The following is a 23927-nucleotide window of genomic DNA, read 5'->3' on the forward strand; positions in this document are numbered from 1 at the left end:
ACCCCTATATCCTGTTAAAATTTTCTGATAATAAAAATATACACGAAAGCGATTACATTTTCTATATAAAATTAAAACTTTTCTGATAAAACAATATAAAAATCGAATTATTGCAAGATTTAGATTCTATTTAGAGGAAAATAAGGAGAAACAAGGAAAAAACCCTTACATATATTGTAAGAGTCAACGGAGTTCTAATCTTCTCGATAAAATTGATAAACTATAATTTACGATAAAGTACATACAAGCTACTACTATAAACGTCGGAATCATGTAATTCACATTTTGCCCGCTAATAATTTGAGCATTATGCATAAGCTCAGGGAGTGATATAACAACCGCTAGCGACGTATCCTTCAGCAATGAAATAAATTGACTGACAAGCGGCGGAACCATTCTCCTTAATGCTTGTGGCAAAATAATATGCCAAAGCGCTTGAACATACGTTAATCCCGAAGATCTTGCAGCTTCAACCTGCCCTTTTTCAATAGACAATAGACCACTTCTAACAATTTCAGATATCATTGCTGCCTCAAATATTGTTAAAGCAACAATTGCAGCTGTTATAATTTCTAATTTCAAGCCTGCTTCTGGAAGTGCAAAATACGTGAAAAATATAATTAACAGTAGTGGTAAGTTTCGAATCACTTCAACTATAACTCCTAATACTTGTGAGACGACAGGTATTTTCGTGTAGCGCAATATACCGATTACACTTCCAATAATAAAACTAAGTACAATTGCTATGAGCGCTACCTCTAATGTTATAAGTAATCCTTTTAATAAAAATAGAATATGATCTCCTGTAATTGCTCCCTTGAAATCCATTTACACCGCCTCCTTTGCTAAGCGTTTTTCTAAATAACGCACTAGCATACTGAGCGGAATTGTTAATATTAAATAAAACATCCCGACAAATATATAAACATCAAACGTAACAAACGTCTTCGTTGAAATTAAATCTCCTTGATACATTAAATCAGCACCAGCAATAATTCCAAGTATTGAAGAGTTTTTAACTAAATTGAGAAACTGGTTTCCTAAAGGGGGAATTACAATTTTCACTGCTTGGGGTAAGACAACATAATACATCGCCTGCACATACGTTAGCCCTGAAGAGCGAGCAGCTTCCATCTGCCCTTTCGCAACTGATAAAATACCAGCGCGAATTACTTCTGCAATAAAAGCTGCCGTATATACCGTAAGCGTAACTGTTCCTGCTACAAAACCATTTAAAGTAATTCCTATTACAGGTAAAGCAAAATAGAATATAAATGCAATTAATACAAGTGGAATATTTCTTACAAACTCCACAAAAGCTGATCCTATCCAATTTAAAATGCGAATAGGTGCAATACGCATTACTGCCAAAATTACTCCTAAAATAAAACTACCTATCAATGCAATTACACTAGACATAACTGTATATTTAAACCCTTCTAAATACATATCAATGTTATTCGTTAATATAGAAAAATCAGGCACATATTCTCCCCTCTTTCTTTACAAGAAGAGGATGAGTACTCTCATCCTCTCACTTTTACTATCTACTTTTCTGGTTTTTGTCCAATCCACTTCTCATATAATTTGTCATACTCCCCGCTTGCTTTCATGTCTTTAATTAAAGTATTAATCTCTTTCGTTAAATCATCTGCCCCTTTTTGCACTGCAATTCCATACGGTTCATCTGTGAAAATTTTTCCTACTACTTCATAATTAGAATCTTGTTTTGCCATTCCGTAAAGGATCGCATTATCTGTCGTTAACACATCACCTTTACCTGCCTTTAACGCTGTAAATGCCTCACTATAATTTTCAAACTCTAATACAGTCGCTTCTGGTGACTTTTGACGAATGTTATTTGTAGATGTTGATCCTTTTACAGCTAATACTTTAACGCCTTGTTTTATATCATCGACGCTCTTAATATTGCTTCCTTTTTTCACAAGTAACGATTGTCCTGCTTTAAAATATACATCTGAAAAATCCACTTCTTTTTTGCGTTCTTCCGTAATTGTCATTGTTGCAATAATTGCATCAATATCACCATTTTTCAGCATTGGAATGCGTGTTTTAGACGTTACTTCTTTCAGCTCTAGCTTCTTTTCATCTCCAAGAATCTTTTTCGCCAGTGCCTTGGCGACATCAACATCGAATCCTTCTACCTGCCCTGTTGAAGGATTTTTTAATCCAAATAAATTCGTATCATTCTTCACCCCAACTACTAATTTCCCTCGTTTCTTAATTTGCTCAACAGCCCCGCCTTGCTTCGTATTTGTTTCCTTTGCCTCATCTTTCTTACTTCCGCATCCAGCAACAACAAGCACGAATAAACATGAAAATACGATTAAAGTAAATAACTTTTTCATTTTAAGCATGAAATTCCTCCTCTAATGATTTAGCACCCGACTTAAAAATAAACGGGCTCTTTCTTGTTCAGGGTTTGCAAAAAAGTTCGCCGGTGTTGTATCTTCAATAATTTGGCCATCATCCATAAATAAGATCCTATCTGCTACCTCTCTAGCAAATCCCATTTCATGCGTGACAACGACCATTGTCATCCCTTCTTTAGCCAGTGCTTTCATAACATCAAGTACCTCTCCAATCATCTCTGGATCAAGAGCAGACGTAGGCTCATCGAATAGCATAATTTCCGGCTGCATTGCAAGTCCTCTAGCAATTGCCACCCGTTGCTGTTGTCCTCCGGATAATTGATGTGGATATACGTTAGCCTTCTCAGGGATTCCTACTTTCTCTAAATAAAACATTGCTGTTTTCTCTGCTTCTTCTTTGGAAACTTTATTTACTTTAATCGGTGCTAATGTAATATTTTGAAGAACCGTTTTATGTGGATATAAATAAAAATGTTGAAAGACCATCCCAATATTTCGCCGCAATTCATTCATGTCCGTTTTTTTATTGTGTACCTCTGTATTTTGTACAATTAATTCTCCATCTGTAATTGCCTCTAATTGATTTATACATCGAAGCAATGTACTTTTTCCTGATCCTGAAGGCCCGACAACTACTACCACTTCGCCTTTTTTCACTTGCACATTAATATTTTTCAAAACTTGAAAGTTACCATAATATTTATTTACATTACGAAATTCTATCAACATACTCCCCCTTCCCCTAACAATGCATGTACATTCTTTTTATATTCAAAAATAGTCCCAAAAATAACTTTTAGCTTCAATTTGTCCATAAAAAAAGCAAAGGGTTTCCCCTTTGCTTCTTCATTTTTATTCGATTAAGATACTTCTTCTTTCTTATCTTTCCCGTATTCATGCTCCCAAAAATCAGCATTTTTAATTCCTAATGGCCCTGGATCGAATACTGGATCTTTTCCTTCTTTTTTCTGTTTTTCATAATCCTTTAATGCGACTAATGCAGGTTTTTGTAACAATAAAATCGCAATGATATTTACCCATGCCATAATTCCTACCCCAATGTCGCCTAAAGCCCAAGCCGTTGCTGCTGTTTTTATACAGCCGTAGAATACAGCTCCTAAAAATACAAACTTTAGTACCATGGACATCCAAGGGCGATCTTTATCACGATTTAAGTACGCGATATTCGTTTCTGCAATGTAGTAATACGCCATAATTGTTGTAAACGCGAAGAATAATAACGAGATTGCAACGAAACCATTTCCAAATCCAGGGAAAACAGATTCTACCGCCGCCTGTGTATATCCTGGTCCTGGCTGAGCGCCGTTTAGTTTATTAACGATAAAGTTTTTTCCGCTTGCATCAAATACGTTATACATGCCTGTAATAATCATCATAAATGCTGTTGCTGAACAAACAAATAATGTATCAATGTAAACGGAAAATGCTTGTACTAAACCTTGCTTAGCTGGATGTGATACTTCGGCTGCAGCTGCTGCGTGTGGTCCAGTCCCTTGTCCTGCTTCATTGGAATAAATACCACGTTTTACCCCCCAAGAGATTGCTAAACCGATAATACCACCGAAAGCAGCTTCTAATGCAAATGCACTTCTTATAATTAACATAAATGCTTCTGGCAATTTTTCAATATTCATAGCAACAATGACGCAAGCTACTAAAATATAGCCTATTGCCATAAACGGTACGACAACTTGCGCTACGTTAACAATTCGCTTTACTCCACCGAAAATGATAAGAGCTAATACGACAACTAATATAGCCCCTGATACGGTAGTATTAATACCAAAAGCAGTTTCTAAACTTACAGCAATACTATTTGCTTGTACACCTGGTAGTAAAAGCCCCGTTGCAAGAATTGTCGCTGCAACGAATACTAAAGCATACCATTTCACACCTAAACCTTTTTCAATGTAATAAGCAGGTCCACCACGAAACTGCCCTTGATGTTTCGTCTTATATATTTGCGCGAGTGTTGATTCTACATAAGCTGATCCTGCTCCTAAAAAGGCTACTGCCCACATCCAAAATACAGCTCCTGGTCCACCGAATGCAACCGCTGTTGCTACCCCAGCGATATTCCCTGTTCCAACACGTCCTGATAACGAAAGTGCTAACGCTTGGAATGAAGAAACACCAGCTTCTGATTTTTCCCCTTGAAATGTCAGCTTCACCATTTCTCCTACATGTCTTACTTGTAAAAACTTCGTTCGAATAGAAAAATATAAACCTACTCCTAAACATAAATAAACAAGTGCTGGACTCCAAACAATATTATTTAACCAATTTACGAAAGCTTCCAACATTCCCCCTCCTTTTTATAAAGAATATTCAGAATATATATAAAATTATAAGTGTATACCGAATCTAGGACAATATTATTTTAATAAAGTAAACATATTTTTGTATAAAAAAACAAAGTATATATTTGTTTTATATACTTTGTTTTGAACTAAATGTATTATATATTCACAATTGCTTCTCTTTTAATAATTCTTTCGTATAGCTCTTCTGATAATTTCAAGAAGTTATCAGGCATATCTTTCCCTTTAAACTTCTTTTGAAGCGTTCCATATAAACCTATATCACGTAAACGTAAAAATAGTGGTAACGATTCATACCAACTATCCGCCAGCCTGTGCTCATACTCATATCCTTTTCGTAACACTTGTAACTGTTTACGAGCAAAATCTGTCTTCTCTTCTGCTGTCCACGGTGTAAATAGAACAGAGTAGTATAAAACCATCGCTAAATCATGTATAAAGTAATTATAAGCAGCATCATCAAAATCAAAGATTGTTAGCTCTTTACCATCATAATGAAAATTACCTTGATGAATATCACCGTGCATAAGACCGAACGTTTCTCTTTCAACTGGAAGAGCCTTAATTTCATCCATTAATACCGCTGCAATCTCTTTCACTTGACCATCTTCTAATTCATTAACAATTCCACTTTCGTCTTCTTCCCACGTATCACGGTAGTCTGTTTTAGGATAATCCATTGTAAGGCGATGCAGTTGCCCAATCGCTTTTCCCCACGCTTCAAAATAAGCATCTCCCCAATAAGGCGATTCTGCTCCTTTTACTTGCTCACCTTTTGCATATATAAATAAAGAAGCGAAAAAGAAAGTCCCATCCTCTGCTACGATTTCTTCTACGAGATTTCGAGACGTTGAATAAAGAGGTCCTGCTACCTTTGCCCCATTCTCCGCAACATATCGTAAAAAATCTAGTTCAGCCTCTACCTCTTGTTTAGAACGATGAGAAGAATGTGTTAAACGTAATACATAATCTTCATCATTATCACCCTTCGCCTTAAAAATATAATTCTCAAAATCTCCAAGTGGCTTTTCTTCTACTGTTACATGAAACAAATTCGCTGCTCTTTTTAAAATCTCTTTCGTAAAAACACGTTCTACAGCTATTTCCATATATATCCCTCCTATATATCTTCTTAATTCGACACAAATGTTAGAAGTACTGCTATGAAATTGAATAATGCGTGGGCAATCATAGCTGATAAAATAGAATTTGTTTTCTCATATAACCATGCAAATACTACCCCACTCAAAAAATTCACCAGTAATGTGTTATATGTAGGGATATGGACAACGGTAAATATTATGGAACTAATAAACATACCGCCCCACATGCCATATCTATCACGAAAAAATGTATAAAAAACACCTCGATATAAAATCTCTTCATAGATTGGTGATATAATTGCTGCTCCAATTACCACGATACAGAATGAATAGATTGATTTATCATTTTGGACCGTCTCCGTCTTACTATTTTCAAAGGAAATACCCATTTTCTCCATTATCACTAATACAGCAATACTAGCTACAATTAAGAAAATAACCGCTCCAACTGTCCATAAAAGATCTTTCCATGAAAGCTTCCGAATTCCAATATCTTTCCACGAGAGTTTATATCTTTTGATACAAAAAAGATAAACTACAGTAGTAAATATCACTGCCATTATAAAGCCCATTAATACTCCAGCATATAGTGAGTTACCTATTATTTCTAAAATATATTTATAAAAAAGAGATTCAACAGTTACTGGAACAATAACAAATACAAACATAAATAAATATAAAATTTCTTTCCATCCCCACATATCCCTCAAAGTCATTTATATCATCCCCTATACCCTATTTTCTATAGTATAAAAGATGACGTAACGTAACTTTCAAGCTACTTTGTCAAAAATAATCCAAGCATAAATTTCTCACAAAAAGCAAAAATTAACAGAAGTAACTTTATCTAAAAGAGGTGGAAATTATGACAGAGAAAAAAGAACAACAAGAGAGTACGGGCCAAAAGCATATGTTTCCATCACTCCCTGAGAACATTAATTACATTGAAAATAAACTTTCTCATTCTGATGATATAAAAAAATTAGATCTCCCTTTTCAAAACGGAAAAGGAATAATCATATATATCGAATCTTTAGCAGACCCAAATCTAATTCATCAATTAGCTCTTGAGCCATTATTAACGCGATCGTATTTATCTTTAGATAAAGCTTTTTCTACATTAAATATGAAAAAAGAAACGAATTTAAATTATGGTGTGCAGCTTTTATTACAAGGTAAATCTTTATATTTTCATGAACATGTCGAAAGCTTTTGCACTTTTGAAACGGCTCTATCTTTAAAAAGAGATATAACAGAGCCTGATAATGAAGGTATTGTACGTGGACCGCATACTGGTTTTGTAGAAGATTTAGCAACGAATTTAGCCTCTATTCGTAAACTCATTAAGAGTCCAAATGTAGTTGTTAAATATTTTACACTCGGTGAAGAAATGCACACGAAAGTAGCTATTGCTTATATGCAAAACATAGCGAATGACGATTTAGTTACAGAAGTAAAAAGAAGGTTAGAAACGATTAAGACAGATGCACTTATGCCTCCAGGATATATACAAGAATTTATAGAGGATACGTCTTTCTCACCATTTCCGCAGCAATTAAATACAGAGCGTCCAGATAGGACCGCTGCAAATTTAATGGAAGGACGAGTTGCTATTTTATCTGATGGAGATCCCACAGCGCTTATCGTTCCTGTTACGTTATTTGCTTTCTATCAATCACCAGACGATTATAATAACCGCTGGATTGTCGGTTCTTTCGTCCGAATGATTCGCTTAGTGAGTTTCTTGATTGCTTTTCTCTTACCAGCTATATATATCGCAACCGTAGCCTTTCATCCTGATGTATTGCCGCTCGAACTTGTGTATACAATTAAAGCTTCATTAGAGAAAGTACCACTTCCTCCTATTTTTGAAGCTCTCTTAATGGAATTAATCTTTGAATTATTACGGGAAGCTGGTATTCGCTTACCAAGCCGAGTTGGACAAACAATCGGTATTGTAGGTGGTTTAGTAATTGGTGATGCAATTGTAAAAGCTGGACTTGTTTCTTATACGATGATTATTGTTGTAGCTTTAACTGCCATCTCATCTTTTCTCGTTCCATCAAACGATATGAGTTCAGCAGTTCGAATTCTTCGTTTTCCATTAATGATTCTTGCTGCTATATTCGGATACGTCGGAATATCATTCGGTCTAATTATAACTTTCGTTCATTTATGTCAATTACATTCATTTCATACGCCATATCTTTCTCCTGTTGCCCCGATGCGGATAAAAGATATGAAAGATTCTTTCGTAAGACTTCCAATTTGGTCGTTTTGGGAACGACCACATGATCCAAAACCGAAAAAAATGCAACGACAACATGTAACGAGAGAGGATGAGGACGGTGACAAACACGCAAAGTAAAATTTCGCTCGTTCAATTTACCTTTTTCGTTATTCAATGCCAAATCGGAGTTGGTATCCTTTCTCTACCTAACCGTCTTCACCCAATAGCAAAAGGTGGTGGATGGATTTCCGCGCTCATCGCCGGGCTTGCGATTCAGCTTATTATTTTACTAATGTGGCTTTTCTTAAAACGATTCCCTGATGCAGATATGTATGAAAGTGTTTGTATGCTATTTGGTAATAAGTTTGGAAAACTATTAGGCTTTGCTTATGTTTTTTATTTTACTCTTATCGGTATGACAGTTATGTTAAATGCTTGTAATGTCATTAAAGTGTGGGTTTTGCAAGCGACCCCTTGGTACGCAATTCTCTTACTATTTACGATAGCTTGCTGCTATATAGCCTATAATACATTTAAAGTCATCGTACGATTTTATGTCATGGCTTCTATTCTCATTTTGCCCATGGCTCTTTTAATTGCCCTAGGGCTTTCCCGAGCTGATTTCTCTTATATTTTTCCCATTACAGAAGCCGGCTGGTGGAATATAATTCAAGCATCCAAGGAAACAATTACAGCCATGTATGGTTTTGAAATCATTCTTATCGCTTTCCCAAAAGTAAACGGGAGTTCTGTGGCAAAACTGAAGGCAATTTCTATCGCTAACGGATTTGTAACTCTTTTTTATACTTTTACTGTTTGGATTTGCTATATCGTATTTAGCCCAAAACAAATCGAGCTTATTCCAGAACCAGTTGCTTACTTATTACGCTCCTTACATATCGGGATTATAGACCGGACGGATTTACTATTCATACCAATATGGATGATAACAGTTGTGGCTTCTATTGCTAGTTATTATTGCGCTGCTTCAATCGGAGTTGGGCATATATTCAATCTTGCTAATCATAAAAAAGCTGTTCCAATCGTCGGTATTATTGCTTTTAGTGTAGCCTTATTTATAGATACACCTGAAGAATTAAAAGTAATTTCAACTTTCACTGATAAGTTCACGTATATTTTCATCGTTGTCCTCCCTCTTTTATTTCTACTTTATTCAGTAATAAGAAATAAGAAAGGAGAACAGTATGTTCCAAAAAAGAGTTAAATTACTTTTTATATTATGTACTAGTTCCCTCCTTTCTGGCTGTTGGGATCAAGAGCCATTAAGAGAAGCCAGATTAGCTTATAGCATTGGTTATGATATTACGGAAGAGAATAAACTTCAGCAAACGCTTGAACTCGTAAAAAGTTCAAGCGGCGAGCAATCTTCATTCGAAAATGAAATACATTCAGCAAACGGGCATAACATAAGGGATACAAGCGATGCCCTAAAAAAAAATGTGACTGGGAATATTCGCTATTTTAAATATGGCGTTCAATTACTCGGAACCAAAATCCTAAAAAAAGGTATATTACCTTATTTAGATGTCAGCTTTCGGGACCCAACAAACCCAACTGCTTTAGTAAAACTTATTGCAGTAGATGGTGAAACATCCGAGATACTAGAAAAAAAGAAAGTAGGAAATTTACTAATTGGAGATTTTCTAAAGAAAAAAGTGAAAAGTTTAGAAGATATGAGTGTGTTTCCAAAAGAAACTTTAGAAACAGCTGCTACAAAAATGTTAGATCCCGGTAAAGACTTTACCCTCCCTTCTATAAAAATAAAAGGAAAAGAAGTGATTACAAACGGTCTAGCTTTATTTAATAATGATAAATTAACTGGGCATTTACCTTTGAAACAATCTGTTTTATTCGTATTATTAACTGGAAAAATGGGAACAAGTGCCCGTATAACCCAAAAGCTTACTAGCGATGAATCAGAGAAAACATCTGATTATTTAACAATGGAAATTAGCAATCGAAAGTTAAAACGCGACTTAAAAATAACAACAGATAAAAAAGGAAATGTTTATGCTCACATTAAGCTCCAACTAAAAGTTATAGCGCTTGAAGCTCCGAGAGATAATCTTTACAAAATGGATGAAAGAAAAAAACTAAATAAAGAATTGTCTACACAACTTACGAAAGAAGCTAAAAAGATAACGAAAAAGTTACAAAAAGCAAACTGTGATGCTTTCGGTATCGGCAGACACCTTATCGCCTATCACCCTGACTTATGGAAGAAGAAAAATTGGAATAAAGATTATGCAAAAGTAAAATTCAAACCTGAGGTAGAGGTAAACATTTTGTACAGTGGTGTCCTAAAATAAAAGGTTGTATGCCCATGCGGCATACAACCTTTTATTTCGTATATCGATACACAATTGATTCATATGGTCTTAAGCTAAGTTTTGTAATATCCTTGCTAGCATCTTTATAATTCGACAGTAGTATTTCTTGTTTCATTCCATCTAATTGAACGTGCGCTGGTACAGAGTACGTTATTTCTTCTCCATAGAAGTTATTTATAACAAGCAGCACTTCACTTTCTGTAGTACGAGTATATGCCCAAATCTTAGGATCATTTTTATCCAAAATAGCATATTCTCCTTCTGTAATTACATCATACGTTTTCCTAAGTTCTATTAACTTTTTATAATGATAAAATACGGACTCTTTATCTTCTAATGCCTTCTCTACGTTTATTTCTTTAAAGTTTTCAGCCGCTGAAATCCAAGGTGTACTTGTTGTAAAACCACTGTTCATCTCTTCATTCCACTGCATCGGAGTGCGAGAGTTGTCACGAGATTTTTGCTTTAAAATCCCGATAATCTCTTCTTTTGATAGCCCTTCTTTTAGCTTTATATCGTATATATTTAACGATTCCACATCACGATATTGCTCGATGGACTCAAATTTAGGATTCGTCATACCGATTTCTTCCCCTTGATAAATATAAGGCGTTCCTTGCAGCATGTGCATGGCTGTCGCTAACATTTTTGCAGATTCGTTTCGGTACTTTCCATCATCACCAAAGCGTGACACGATGCGAGGCTGGTCATGATTACACCAAAATAACGCATTCCATCCTCCGCCCTTTTGCATTTCAATTTGCCAGCTAGACATAATCTCTTTTAATTTAATAAAATCAAACTCTGCTTTCGTCCACTTATCACCATTCGGATAATCTACTTTTAAATGATGGAAACTAAACGTCATGCTTAATTCATTACGCTCAGGATTAGAATATTTAATACAATTATCAATTGTCGTAGATGACATTTCTCCAACTGTAATTACATCTTTTCCTGCAAAAACATTTCGGTTCATCTCTTGTAAATATTCATGAACACGCGGACCATCTGTATAATACTTGCGTCCATCACTTGTCGCAGTACTACCTTCATCGTTTAAGAAACATTGGTCTTTTGAAATTAAGTTAATGACATCTAATCGGAATCCTGTTACTCCTTTATCCAGCCAAAAACGCATCATATCATATACTTCTTCACGAAGTTTTTCATTTTCCCAATTTAAATCAGCTTGTGTTTCATCAAATAAATGTAAATAATATTGCTCCGTCTTCTCATCATATTTCCAAGCAGATCCACCAAACTTAGACTGCCAATTATTTTTTTCATCACGCCAAATATAGTAATTACGATATGGACTATTTTTATCTTCCTTCGCTTCTTTAAACCACTTATGTTCAGTCGAACTATGATTTACAACAATATCAAGCATAATCTCAATGTTACGTACTTTCGCTTCTGCTAAAAGTTCTTCAAACTCTTCCATCGTTCCGTAAGATGGATCAATGCTGTAGTAATCACTTACATCATATCCATTATCATTTTGTGGTGATTGGTATATCGGTGTTAACCATATATAATCCACTCCGAGTTCTTTTAAATAATCTAGTTTCTCTGTAACACCTTTTATATCCCCGGTTTCTCTATTGTAATAACTATTAAAGCTCTTCGGATAAATTTGATAGACTACACTTTTATGCCAATCCTTCATGTTTAACTTCCTCCTACTTCTGTTTGACTCTTTTTGCAAATAACCATGTTAAAGTAAACGGGATTACAACTGCAATAATCATTCCTACAATAAACATTGGAATCGATTTCGGAATGATAGAAATAAATGCTGGCAATCCGCCAATTCCGATAGCAGGCGCTAATACACCATTTAATGTAATGAATATCGCTGTCACAGCAGATCCTATAATCGCTGCATAGAACGGGAACTTATTTCGTAAATTCACCCCAAACATCGCTGGTTCTGTAATACCGAAGTATGCTGAAATGGCTGATGTTGATGCCATACTTTTATCATTTTGATTTTTAGAAATCCAGAACATCGCAAGTGCCGCACTACCTTGCGCAATGTTAGAAAGAGCGATCATCGGCCAAATAAATGTCCCGCCATGTTGTGCAATCAATTGTAAATCAATTGCAATAAACATATGATGCATACCTGTAATTACAAGCGGTGCATATAACGCTCCAAATAATACTGCTCCAACTACTGGTACTGTTTCATATACACCTACTAATCCTACTGTTAATAAATCTCCAATATGACGTGTAACCGGACCGATAATTCCTAGTGCTAACACACCTGTCACAACGATTGTTGTAATTGGTACAACTAATAATTGAATTGCATTTGGTACATGTTTCTTTAAGAAAATTTCCACTTTACTTAATACAAATGCTGCTACTAAAACAGGTAAAATTTGTCCTTGATATCCTACCTTCTCAATTTGGAATAGTCCTAAAATATTGAAGTACTCAATCTTTTGACCCTCTAAACCAGTCGCTGCTTTTCCATAGTCCCAAGCGTTTAATAAGGCCGGGTGCACAAGCATTAATCCCATAACAATCCCTAGTATTGGACTACCACCAAAACGCTTCGTTGCTGACCAACCGACAAGTGCTGGTAAGAATACGAATGCTGTATTGGCCATCATATTAATTAAATCCCAAAGCCCGCCTAAGTTCGGATAAACATCTAATAAATTTTTCCCATCAAAAAATAAGTCCTTTGCGCCTAATAGATTGTTAATACCCATTAGTAAACCAGCTGTTACGATCGCTGGTAATATCGGCATAAATACATCCGAAAATATTTTTACAAACTTTTGAGCTGGATTTAACTTCTGATTTCCAGAGTCTTTTACGTCCGCTACAGTCGATTCTTTCATACCTGCAAGCGTTATCAATTCAGCGTAAACACGATCTACATCCCCTGGACCAATTACAACTTGAAATATACCAGCGTTATGAAACGCTCCTTTCACTAATGAAACAGACTGTAATTTATCATTATCTATTTTACTTTCATCTTTTAAAGCGATACGGAGCCTCGTCACACAATGTGCAGCTTGTTCAATATTGTCTTTCCCACCAATATACTGCAACACTTCCTCTGCTGTTTTACGATAGTCTTTCCCCATATTCCCGTCCCTCTTTTCTTTTTTTGATACCGTTTACAATTACATATTAACTCGTATATATAAGTTAGTCAACACTCGTATATACGAGTTTGTGTTTTTTTTATAAAAAAAAGAGATGAAACAATATTTTGTTCCACCTCTTTACTTCCTGCGTGCCACATCCGAAAAGTGAAAAATATCTAAACGGTGGCGTGATTCTGTATATTCAAACTGACTTCCATCATACAAATGTGTAAAGTTTTTCACAACGACAACATAGTCTGTTCCATTTAAATCTAAATACTTTCTGTCATCCTCTGTACATGGCTGTACTTCTATTACCCTCTGCGAATAACTAATATGTAGCCCAAGCTCTTTCTCGATGTATTTATAAATCGATGCAGTTGCAATTTCTTTCGTTAATCCTGGAATAAACTCAGATACAAAATGATTTATATCTAAAATTACTTTTTCTCCATCAATATTTCGTACACGTTTAATATGGTCAATCTCTGTTTTTTCTTTTACATTTAATAATTTCGCAATGTCTTTTGTGGCTTTTTCTTTGTCCATTTCCACAACTTCCGTAATACAATGACGTCCTAAACGTTCATTTTCTTCTTGGAAACTTACAATACCGCCAAAATTAAATTCAATATTTTTTCGCTTTAAAACAAAAACACCTTTTCCATGAATTTTTTGCACATATCCACGCTCTTGCAGTAAATCTACAGCTTTTCTTACCGTGCCTCGGCTTGCCTCATACTGCTTCATTAATTCTGTTTCTGATGGGATTTTGCATCCCTCTTTTAATTGTTTATTATCAATAGATTTACTGATTTCTGTATAAATTTGTTCATACTTACTCATCATCTACAATAGCCCCTTGTCACCTTCTAATTCTATATGTATTATAACATGCTTCACTCTTCTGCCAATCTCTCACTTATTTTCCAGTACAAGAAAAATATAGGTAAATATTTAATCTTTAAAACGTATTTTTATAAAAATTTTTATATTTTTCTTTTCATTCAAAAAAACATGTAGTATACTAACTTCAAAATCAGAGGAGAAAGGGAGCAAAGAACTATGCTTACTTATACAACAACTGTAGTTACATTTGCACAAAAACATCATCATCATACGTAACCCTTGAAACCTAGCGGAAAAATTACGCGTAGGTACAAGGGTTATTCCCGTTGTACCTACGCTTTGGCGAAAGAGCCATGTAGGTATTTTTTTATCTACATGGCTCTTTTTTTATTGTCAAAAAGCTAGTAAAAAATGATGTTTAAGCAAAACTTACTACAAAGGAGTTAACAAAAATGGAAACGAAAAAATGGGGATTATGGGTTTTAACAGCATTTGTTATCGGGAATATGGTTGGCGGTGGCGTATTTATGCTTCCAGCAAATTTAGCACAAGTATCAGGGCCAATGGGTTCTACACTCGCATGGAGTATTACAGGCCTTGGCGTATTTATGATTGCACTTGTATTTGGAAATTTAGCGATTCGGAAACCAGAATTAAAAGCTGGACCACAAAGCTATGCTCAAGCGATGTTTCCTTCAAAAAAAGCTGGTAAAGTTGCAGGATATAGTATGGCATGGGGATATTGGGCTGCTAACTGGGCTGCAACAGCATCTGTTATTATTTCCTTTGCTGGATATTTATCAACATTCTTTCCAGTTTTACAAAGTAAGCAAATTCTTTTTTCAATAAATGGATTTTCACTGGAACTCGGAAAAGGATTAACTTTCCTCGTATGTAGCCTTATGCTTTGGGGAATTCAATATATTCTTTCTCAAAATATTGATCGAGCTGGAAACATGAATCTACTTGCTACCATTGCAAAAATTATTGGATTTACAATGTTTATTGTAATTACATTATTCATTTTCAACGCCTCTAATTTCGGAGACGGTCAAACCTTTATGAATGAAGCAGGACAATCAATCTCATTAGGTGGACAAATCAATTCAGCTGCTATTGCAACACTCTGGGCATTTATCGGTATTGAATCAGCAGTTATGCTTTCTAATCGTGCAAAATCACAGCGCGATGTAAAAAAAGCTACGATTTTCGGATTAATTATCGCTCTTCTTATTTACATGTCAATTACTTTACTTACAATGGGAGCTCTTCCGCAAGATGCTTTAAAAGAGTCTCAAAAACCATTAGTAGACGCATTAAATTTAGCAATTGGAAATAAAGGTGCATATATAATGGCTTTACTCGCTCTTATATCTTTATTTGGATCTACAGTTGGCTGGATTGTTGTTAGTTCAGAGGTACCTTACCAGGCAGCAAAAAATGGACTTTTCCCTAAGTTTTTCGGGAAAACAAATAAAAAAGGTAGTCCTTCAAAATCATTATTGATTACAAATGTAATGACGCAAATTTTCTTATTTTCAACGATTTCTGGTACTGTTTCAGAAGCGTATAGTTTCGCTATCGTCGTAGCAACATTAGCCTATTTAATTCCATACCTTGTTTCTACCTTGTACCAATTAAAATTAGTTATTACAGGAGAAACGTATGATATACTGCCAGGATCTCGAGTAAAAGATGGAATCATTACTACATTAGCGTTGATATACTCCATTTGGGTTATCAAAACGGGAACTGCTGATTTAAAAACATTCTTCTTAGGAATTGGATTGTTCGTATTAGGTCTTATTCTTTATCCAGTACTAATGAAAGACTCACAAAAAACGGATTAAATAAAGAGAAGCTGCTGGCTTCTCTTTTTTATTAAAAATCTGTAATTAACTTTTCTTTTAGCTCTCCTACAGATAAAGGTTTCGCATAATAAAATCCCTGTACATAATCACAGCTCATTGATTGTAACAAACTCTCTTGCTCTACTGTTTCTACTCCTTCAGCAACTACTGCTAAATTTAAACTATGAGCAATTTCAATAACGGATTTTACAATCGTTCGTTCTGGTTGTGCGTGATCATAATGAAATTCACGAATAAAATTACGATCAATTTTTACAATATCCAGTGGTAGTTGTTTTAAATAATATAAGGAAGAATAGCCAGTTCCGAAATCATCCAAAGCAATTAAAACACCCATATTTCTTAATTCTTGTAATGTAGCAATAATATAATCAAAATGGCGGACTGCAATACTTTCCGTTATTTCTAATATTAAACGGTTCGGAGGAAAACCAGTTCTCTTTAAAATGCTACGTACTGATAAAATAAAACGTTTCTGCATTAATTGTTGTATAGATAAATTCACAGATAACTTTAGTCCTTCTTGATAATTCGGCAATGTTTTAAACAAGCGACATGATTTTTCTAATACCCAGTCTCCTAGTTTTATAATTAGTCCAGACTCTTCAGCTACAGGGATAAATTCGCTTGGTGAAATAGGTCCGTCTTCTGTCATACAACGTACTAGAGCTTCTATACCAGAATATCTCTTCGTTTTCAAATCAATAATAGGCTGCAATGCTACATCTAACTCTTCATCACGAATTGCCTTTTGCAAAGCAAACTCAACTTTCATTCTACGATTTATTTTCGCGCGTAGCTCATCTGTAAAGAAACACGCAGCGTTTCTCCCCTGTTCTTTTGCACTATACATAGCTAAGTCAGAGTTTTTCAATAACGTTTCCACATCTTGTCCGTCTTGTGGATAAGAACAAAGTCCTAGACTAGCTGAAATGTATACTTCATGGCCTTCCAGCATAAATGGTGCCTGAAAACATGACAACACAGATGTCGCTAACTGACTCATATCATCTTGTCTATGATTTTTTGTTAACAGCACAAATTCGTCGCCACCTAGCCTAGCCAGAACATCTTTCTCTCCTAGTACATAATGCAACCTTGAAGCAACTTCACTTAAAAGTAAATCCCCTATCATATGACCTAATGTATCATTTACTAATTTAAAACGGTCCAAATCAAAGTAAATCATACCAAATTCTTTTTTATCTGCAATCAATTCGTTAACGGTCGTTATTAATTGTAAACGGTTAGGCAAACTCGTTAAAGCATCATGATAGGCAAGTTCCCTATAACGACTTTCACTTAGCCGCAATCTATGTTCCGCTTCTTTTCTACTACTAATATCATTTCGAATTGCGATAAACTGGTATGGCTCTCCTTTTTCATTTAAAAATGGAACAATTGTTGTTTTGACCCAATAATATGTACCATCTTTTGCTCGATTCCGAATCTCACCTGTCCATACTTTCCCATTCAAAATACGCTTCCATAAGTCTTGAAAAAAGGTTTTTGGATGATGTCCTGAATTTAAAATACGGTGATCTTTTCCAATTAATTCTTCTCTTTTGTATTTAGAGATTTCACAAAATTTATCATTTACATATGTAATAAGACCTTTTCGATCTGTAATTGCAACAATTGAAGACTCATCTAATGCTAACTTTAAATCTCGCAATGAAGAGTCATATAATGCATGACCTCTCTGTTCTAGCATGCGCATCTCTCCTTGCTTCTATCTGACTAAAACACAACCTGTTTCTCTTCATAGAAATAGAGATATTTCATTTTCTAATACTAGCCCATTACATAAATTATCTTTTTGAATAGACCGATTAAAATAACATAATATTATTTGTAATAAAAAGCAATATTATACCGTTCTAATTATAAATAGTTGCTTCCCATCTCCCTAATTATTTCGTACCTTATTATACTGCAATCCCTTTAAGTGGCTCTATGCAAGCCTTGTTTCCAACTAATACCACTCACATCTGATCTCTTTGTTTTTAATAACGAAATAGAAATTAGAACATACTACATAACTATTCACGAATAATAATATAAAACTCTACATCAATGTATATGTTTTTGAATTACAATAACAAAATATTAACATATTTTCACCTTAATTTTGGAAGTATTTTATAAATAAATACCGTATTAAACTAAAAAAGAGGATAGCCTCTTTTTTAGTTTAATACGAATATGGTATTTGCTGATAACCTGGGTATGGCATTGGATACGTTACAGGGTATGGCGACGGATAAGCTACTGGATATGGAGCCGGATAATACCCTCCACTTGTTGCACCTGTTAATGCACCAGCTGTTAGTCCGCCTAACACTCCTCCTGCAAAGCTTCCAGGGAAAAATCCGCCTCCCCATGAACTACCACCACCCCAGCCCCATCCGCCTCCGTGATGATGATGGTGATCATAGTGATTGTGTCCTCCATGGTGATGATGTCCACCGTTATGATTGTGCCCACCATGATTGTGTCCTCCATGATGATTTCGATAATACAATCCATTATTTTCTATATAATTCATGTTTCTCCGCTCCTTTTCGATTTTTTCATTTTCATATGCGTTAAGAGTGGGATAAAAAATGGGATAGTACACTGTATGTAGGACAAATGCGGAAAGTATAGGTGAAATGTCTATATTTTGTAAAAAAAGCAAAACACCTTATAATAAAGATGTCATATTACATCTTCTATTTAAGAAGTCTATATTGAAAAAAGATTAGGGGAATTATATAGAAATGAAGAAGCCTATCGTTCAATTACTATTAATATTTACAATTGTATCTATCGTTCTGTTCCTATTAAATACATCGTATATCTCGTTATATACATTTGTCGGTGCTCTATGGTCCATCACAATCGTAGGAATTTCATTCGTTATTTTTATAGAAAATAGATCTCCACAAAGTACATTAGCATGGTTTTTAGTATTAGCACTTCTTCCTATTATAGGTGTGCTATTATACGCTATTTTCGGGCGCAGCCGCTGGAGAAGAAAAAAACATCTCCATCGTTCAGAAGAACAAAGAAAATTATTCCGTGAAATATTAGAAGGAAGAAGACTAGAGTTATTACTCACAGTCCCACTAAATGAACGTTCCATACATTTAACAGAAGTCATACAAAAATTTGGAGGCGGTCCTGCTGCAGATAAAACAACTACAAAACTTTTAACAAACGGAGATCAAACATTTTCAGAAATTTTGCGAGCTATAGAGCAAGCAAAACATCATATACATATTCAATACTACATTTATAAATCTGATGAAATTGGTACAAAAGTTCGAGATGCTTTAATACAAAAAGCAAAAGATGGTGTTATTGTACGCTTCCTTTATGATGGCCTTGGAAGTAATACGTTAAGACGACGATTTTTGCAACCTATGAAAGAAGCTGGGATTGAAATTGTAGAATTTGACCCTATTTTTTCAGCTTGGTTACTTGAAACTGTCAATTATCGTAACCATCGAAAAATTGTTATTGTAGATGGCGAAATTGGTTTTACCGGAGGACTCAATGTCGGTGATGAATATCTTGGCCGTTCCAAGAAATTTCCTGTTTGGCGTGATAGTCATTTAAAAATAGAAGGAAAAGCATTATATAAATTACAAGCAATCTTTCTAGAAGACTGGCTCTATGCCTCTAGTGGTTTAAATACTTATTCCTGGGATCAATTCATGAATAGACAATACTTCCCAGGTAAAGAGATTTCAAATGCAGAAGGTGCTGTTCAAATCGTAGCAAGCGGACCAAGCTCCGATGATAAAAGTATTCGTAATACATTATTAGCTGTTATGGGCTCTGCAAAAAAATCCATTTGGATCGCTACACCCTACTTTATTCCAGATCAAGAAACTTTAACATTATTACGCTTAAGTGCAATTGCCGGAATAGATGTACGGATTTTATATCCAGGTAAAAGTGATAGCATCATTAGTGATCAAGCATCTCAATCCTATTTCACTCCGCTTTTAAAAGCTGGTGCTTCTATTTACAGTTATAAAGATGGTTTTATGCATGCAAAAATTGTACTCGTTGATGATACAATTGCAACTATTGGAACAGCGAACATGGATGTACGTAGCTTTGAATTGAATTACGAAATTATTAGTGTACTTTATGAATCAAAAACAGTTCACGATATTAAACGTGATTTTGAAGAAGATTTTAAACATTCAACTGAAATTAAATGGAACTCTTTCCAAAAAAGAAGTATAAAAAAACGCATATTGGAGTCTTTCATGAGGCTCATTTCTCCTTTACTGTAGGCAATCAACTTCATCTTGATTGCTTTTTCTTTTCCCTTTATCCTCCTTCCTTTTCTTTGCATACCATATTAAAACAAGTTATCATAAGATGTATTACTTTATGAAAATAATGTTAGGTGGGAAATACATGTTAGAACAATTTCATATACATGCTGATTTAAAACAACAGCTTTCTACGATTCATGAAAAGAATAAGCAAGAAGCTGGTGAAAACGCACATTTAATCGGAACGAAAATATATAAAGCGTCTGATAATAGCATTATTGAAGATGCGATTACAGCACTTCTTCTTGGCAAGAACATTCTATTAAAAGGACCGACAGGTAGTGGTAAAACAGTACTAGCGGAAACTCTTTCTTCTTTATTCCAAAAACCAATGCATAGCATTAACTGCTCTGTCGACTTAGATGTAGAGGGTATTTTAGGATACAACACACTACAAACGAAAGATGGTGCATCTGAAGTTTCATTCGTTAACGGTCCTCTTATGAAAGCAATGAAGAACGGTCACTTCCTATATATTGACGAAATCAATATGGCAAAACCTGAAACGTTACCACTTCTTCACGGCGCATTAGATTACCGTAAAATGATCACAAACCCATTTACACAAGAGGTTGTATACGGTGATGACGAATACCGTGTAATTGCTGCGATTAACGAAGGTTACGTTGGAACAAGTGAACTAAACGAAGCGTTAAAAAACCGTTTCGTTATTATTGAAGTTCCTTACATTCAAGGTGATACATTAAAAGAATTATTATTAGCAGAATCAAAATTAAAAGATGTTGCAACAATTGAAAAGTTCGTTGCCTTTGCAAGCGACCTTATGCCTTTAGCTCGCGATGGACGTGTAAGTGAAGAAGCGGCAAGTATTCGTGGCATTATCGACGCATGTGATTTAGGTGTATATATTCCTGTTATGCGAGCGATTGAACGAAGCATAATTGCAAAACTTAATGATGAAACAGAACAAATGACTGTCCGTGAATTAGCAGAAAGTTATTTCTTTGAGGGATAATTTATGAGACAAATTTTTAGTGACAAAAAAATTGATGCGTCGCTGTTTCTACAAATGGAAAACTTAATGTATGCCCTTCTAAAAGAAGACGATGCCTATCTTGAATATGGCTATAAAGCATACTACGACGAAATTGAAAAGAAAGTTGTCATTAGTCACTTTTGGGATGATCGAAAAGAAGAAGATACAGTAATCGGATTAAAAAGCGAAGTGTTCTTAAAAGCACTTGGTAATAAACATTACTCGGACATGACTTTAATTCGTTCTTATGCGATTGAATTGCAAGAATCGCCCCTAAAAAAGTTTTTAACACAATTATTTGTTCTATTAGAAGATTTACGCGTTGAGGAAATTGTAAAGAACTTACGTCCTGGCACGAAGCATGTTTTTAAAAGAAGAAAAGAAATGTATCGCAATTACTTTAGCTCACAAAATGAAATCAATCGCGTTCGTAACTATCACGGTGATCGTCTATTTTGCCTATGCTATCTTTCATTAACGAGCGATAAATATGAAATGTTTAATAATGAATATTTCGAACAAATTGAAGCTATTTTGCATGAAACATTCCAAGCTCGTAATACGGAAGATATTATGTATATCGTTGAGAAAATTCGCTACCGCTTAGAGGAGCTTCTTGAAAGTGATATGCTTAACAACTATTTCGGACATGCACCGCTTTATTTATCTGTTCTTGCAGACGAAAAGAACTGTCGCGTCGAAGATTTAGCAAATGATGATACGCAGCTTATAGATGACGATGAAAATAAAAACAAAATGGATGAAAGTTTCTCCACATGGCATCGTGAAAATAAAAATAACGAAAACGAGAACTTTTTACGCTTTGAATTAGAAAGCGGAACAAAAACAAACATGATGGGCGATACTGCTCGTGAATCAGAAGATGGCGACCAAGCACTTGGTTCTGTACAAGGTACTTCTCAAAAAAGTACACAATCCAACTTTGATGGCGCTGATACAGAAGAAGCAAGGGCTTCACACGCTTCTAGTCAAAATGATGGTGCATATGGTAAATATAACACTGGCGCTTCTCATACATTTAAAGAAGCACGTAAACCAAATCCTGATGAGAAAAAGGATTACCAAGCTATCAAATCAGTCGTTAATAAAGATGTAAAAGAATTAAAGAAAATTATCGAAAAAACGATTGAAAATAAAACGAATGCAAATAGTGATAAATATTACGGAAGACTTCGTAAGAAATTCCTTCGTATTTATACTGAAAAGCAGCCTCGCATGTTTTATAAAAAAGGGCAAGAATCACAAGAGCTCGACGTTGCATTCCAACTGTTAGTTGACTGTTCTGGTTCTATGTATAACAAAATGGAAGAAACGAAGAAGAGTGTTGTACTATTCCATGAAGCTTTAAAATCTTTAAAAATCCCGCACGCTATTAGCGGATTTTGGGAAGATGCCTCTAGCGCTAAACCTGAAGATAAGCCGAACGTTATCCATGAAGTTGTAAATTATAAAAACTCAACGTTACCAAACGTTGGTCCAGAAATTATGCAACTTCGTGAAGAAGAAGATAACCGCGACGGATATATTATTCGTATCGTTTCTGAAAAGCTTGCCAAAAGACCTGAGAAACATAAATTCTTACTAGTCTTCACAGACGGTGAGCCTTCTGCGCTAGACTATCAACAAGACGGAATTTTAGATACGCATGAAGCTGTTAAACTCGCGCGTAAAAGTGGTATGGAAGTAATCGGTATCTTCATCGAAGAAGGCGAAGCGAAAGAAGCAACTTATCAATTGATGAAAAACATTTATAACCATCACTTCTTAGTTGCAAATCACGCTGAAGATTTACGACTGAAGATTAAACCATTACTGAAAAAATTATTACTGAAGACGATTGAATAGAAAATAGGAGCCTTGTGGCTCCTGTTTTTTCGTTCAATTACTTTGTTTCTGGTTGAAACTTGTATGGAATGGCTATTTCTAACAAATATTCAAATCCTCCGTCATAGTATGGGAAGCGCTCATTCGCAATTGTTCGATCCACCCACTCTACTGCAGAAATTTCACCTTCATCTTCCGCAATAAGTTCACCTTTTTCTACATTCGCTCGGAATGTAAAAAATAGTGCATGATTCCCTGATTCTTCAAAGAATTTTTCATTGATCGCAACAAGTCCACCTAACGTAGCAGTTAAACCTGTCTCTTCTTTCACTTCTCTTATTAGTGCTTCCTCTAATATTTCACCTTTTTCCACAGCCCCGCCTGGCAATGACCAAACGTTTTGTTCTACATTATGTACCATTAATATTTTATCTGTTTCTTCGTCATGTATTAGTGCATATACGACATCAACTCTTTGCATAAGACTTCTCTC

The 23927-nt window shown here is 35.1% G+C and carries 20 protein-coding genes; 7 read left to right on the forward strand and 13 right to left on the reverse strand.

Annotation, left to right across the window (positions count from 1 at the left end; genetic code table 11):
* Positions 1–183: 183 nt before the first annotated feature.
* From ACUN13_RS23185 to ACUN13_RS23215, 7 genes are all read right to left on the reverse strand, one after another.
* Positions 184–828, reverse strand: coding sequence for an amino acid ABC transporter permease (locus ACUN13_RS23185; protein WP_000345960.1), 645 nt, complete (start codon positions 826–828; stop codon positions 184–186).
* Positions 829–1485, reverse strand: a complete 657-nt coding sequence (locus ACUN13_RS23190; RefSeq protein WP_001112667.1) for an amino acid ABC transporter permease — start codon at positions 1483–1485, stop codon at positions 829–831. It abuts the gene before it with no gap.
* A gap of 62 nt (positions 1486–1547) precedes the next feature.
* Positions 1548–2378 carry a glutamine ABC transporter substrate-binding protein GlnH gene (gene glnH, locus ACUN13_RS23195; RefSeq protein ID WP_000916491.1) on the reverse strand — a complete coding sequence of 277 codons (831 nt, stop codon included), beginning with the start codon at positions 2376–2378 and terminating at the stop codon, positions 1548–1550.
* A 12-nt stretch (positions 2379–2390) separates the two neighbouring features.
* Positions 2391–3122, reverse strand: a complete 732-nt coding sequence (locus ACUN13_RS23200; RefSeq protein WP_006917993.1) for an amino acid ABC transporter ATP-binding protein — start codon at positions 3120–3122, stop codon at positions 2391–2393.
* A gap of 131 nt (positions 3123–3253) precedes the next feature.
* A complete protein-coding gene (locus ACUN13_RS23205) occupies positions 3254–4714 on the reverse strand; it encodes an alanine/glycine:cation symporter family protein (RefSeq protein WP_000387160.1) in 1461 nt (486 codons plus the stop codon).
* Positions 4715–4872: 158 nt separating this feature from the next.
* Positions 4873–5844, reverse strand: a complete 972-nt coding sequence (locus ACUN13_RS23210; protein WP_000401644.1) for a phosphotransferase enzyme family protein — start codon at positions 5842–5844, stop codon at positions 4873–4875.
* 23 nt (positions 5845–5867) lie between these two features.
* Complete coding sequence (locus tag ACUN13_RS23215) at positions 5868–6554, reverse strand: CPBP family intramembrane glutamic endopeptidase (protein ID WP_000175182.1); 687 nt, start codon at positions 6552–6554, stop codon at positions 5868–5870.
* Positions 6555–6703: 149 nt separating this feature from the next.
* On the opposite strand from ACUN13_RS23215, the gene gerKA reads away from it, so the two are divergent.
* Genes gerKA through gerKC form a run of 3 tightly spaced genes read left to right on the forward strand, consistent with a single transcriptional unit; the run spans position 6704 to position 10398 of the window.
* Entirely contained in the window at positions 6704–8206 is a 1503-nt protein-coding gene (gene gerKA, locus ACUN13_RS23220) for a spore germination protein GerKA (RefSeq protein ID WP_089607229.1), read from the forward strand.
* Positions 8187–9293 carry a GerAB/ArcD/ProY family transporter gene (locus ACUN13_RS23225; protein ID WP_000185789.1) on the forward strand — a complete coding sequence of 369 codons (1107 nt, stop codon included), beginning with the start codon at positions 8187–8189 and terminating at the stop codon, positions 9291–9293. Before gerKA ends, ACUN13_RS23225 begins: the two co-directional genes overlap by 20 nt.
* Positions 9274–10398 carry a spore germination protein GerKC gene (gene gerKC / locus ACUN13_RS23230; protein WP_000486848.1) on the forward strand — a complete coding sequence of 375 codons (1125 nt, stop codon included), beginning with the start codon at positions 9274–9276 and terminating at the stop codon, positions 10396–10398. The genes ACUN13_RS23225 and gerKC overlap by 20 nt, the downstream gene beginning before the upstream one ends.
* Positions 10399–10429: 31 nt before the next feature.
* Here the strand turns inward: gerKC and treC are convergent, their stop codons facing one another.
* The 3 genes from treC to treR all read right to left on the reverse strand — a co-directional run bounded on the left by treC (position 10430) and on the right by treR (position 14384).
* Positions 10430–12091: an alpha,alpha-phosphotrehalase gene (gene treC / locus ACUN13_RS23235; protein WP_017673734.1), complete on the reverse strand. Its 1662-nt coding sequence runs from the start codon at positions 12089–12091 to the stop codon at positions 10430–10432.
* A 13-nt stretch (positions 12092–12104) separates the two neighbouring features.
* Positions 12105–13532, reverse strand: a complete 1428-nt coding sequence (treP, locus tag ACUN13_RS23240; RefSeq protein WP_088345267.1) for a PTS system trehalose-specific EIIBC component — start codon at positions 13530–13532, stop codon at positions 12105–12107.
* A gap of 141 nt (positions 13533–13673) precedes the next feature.
* A complete protein-coding gene (gene treR / locus ACUN13_RS23245; RefSeq protein WP_000987240.1) occupies positions 13674–14384 on the reverse strand; it encodes a trehalose operon repressor in 711 nt (236 codons plus the stop codon).
* A 452-nt stretch (positions 14385–14836) separates the two neighbouring features.
* Between treR and ACUN13_RS23250 the strand changes: the two genes are divergently transcribed.
* A complete protein-coding gene (locus ACUN13_RS23250) occupies positions 14837–16234 on the forward strand; it encodes an amino acid permease (protein ID WP_000448447.1) in 1398 nt (465 codons plus the stop codon).
* A gap of 31 nt (positions 16235–16265) precedes the next feature.
* Here the strand turns inward: ACUN13_RS23250 and ACUN13_RS23255 are convergent, their stop codons facing one another.
* Both ACUN13_RS23255 and ACUN13_RS23260 read right to left on the reverse strand, forming a co-directional pair.
* Positions 16266–17969: a putative bifunctional diguanylate cyclase/phosphodiesterase gene (locus ACUN13_RS23255; protein ID WP_000893345.1), complete on the reverse strand. Its 1704-nt coding sequence runs from the start codon at positions 17967–17969 to the stop codon at positions 16266–16268.
* Positions 17970–18449: 480 nt separating this feature from the next.
* Complete coding sequence (locus ACUN13_RS23260; protein ID WP_001106379.1) at positions 18450–18803, reverse strand: hypothetical protein; 354 nt, start codon at positions 18801–18803, stop codon at positions 18450–18452.
* A gap of 214 nt (positions 18804–19017) precedes the next feature.
* Here ACUN13_RS23260 and ACUN13_RS23265 point away from each other — a divergent pair, with 214 nt between their 5' ends.
* The 3 genes from ACUN13_RS23265 to ACUN13_RS23275 all read left to right on the forward strand — a co-directional run bounded on the left by ACUN13_RS23265 (position 19018) and on the right by ACUN13_RS23275 (position 23455).
* On the forward strand, positions 19018–20547 hold the full coding sequence (locus tag ACUN13_RS23265; RefSeq protein WP_000743030.1) for a cardiolipin synthase: 1530 nt from the start codon (positions 19018–19020) through the stop codon (positions 20545–20547).
* 127 nt (positions 20548–20674) lie between these two features.
* Positions 20675–21568 carry an ATP-binding protein gene (locus ACUN13_RS23270; protein WP_000892971.1) on the forward strand — a complete coding sequence of 298 codons (894 nt, stop codon included), beginning with the start codon at positions 20675–20677 and terminating at the stop codon, positions 21566–21568.
* Positions 21569–21571: 3 nt separating this feature from the next.
* Complete coding sequence (locus tag ACUN13_RS23275; protein WP_001248875.1) at positions 21572–23455, forward strand: vWA domain-containing protein; 1884 nt, start codon at positions 21572–21574, stop codon at positions 23453–23455.
* A gap of 37 nt (positions 23456–23492) precedes the next feature.
* On the opposite strand, the gene ACUN13_RS23280 is transcribed toward ACUN13_RS23275, so the two are convergent.
* Positions 23493–23915 (reverse strand): NUDIX hydrolase, encoded by a 423-nt coding sequence (locus tag ACUN13_RS23280; protein ID WP_006919539.1) that lies wholly within the window; start codon positions 23913–23915, stop codon positions 23493–23495.
* Between the last annotated feature and the right edge of the window lie 12 nt (positions 23916–23927).

It is taken from the genome of Bacillus cereus group sp. Bce041, from assembly GCF_052646455.1.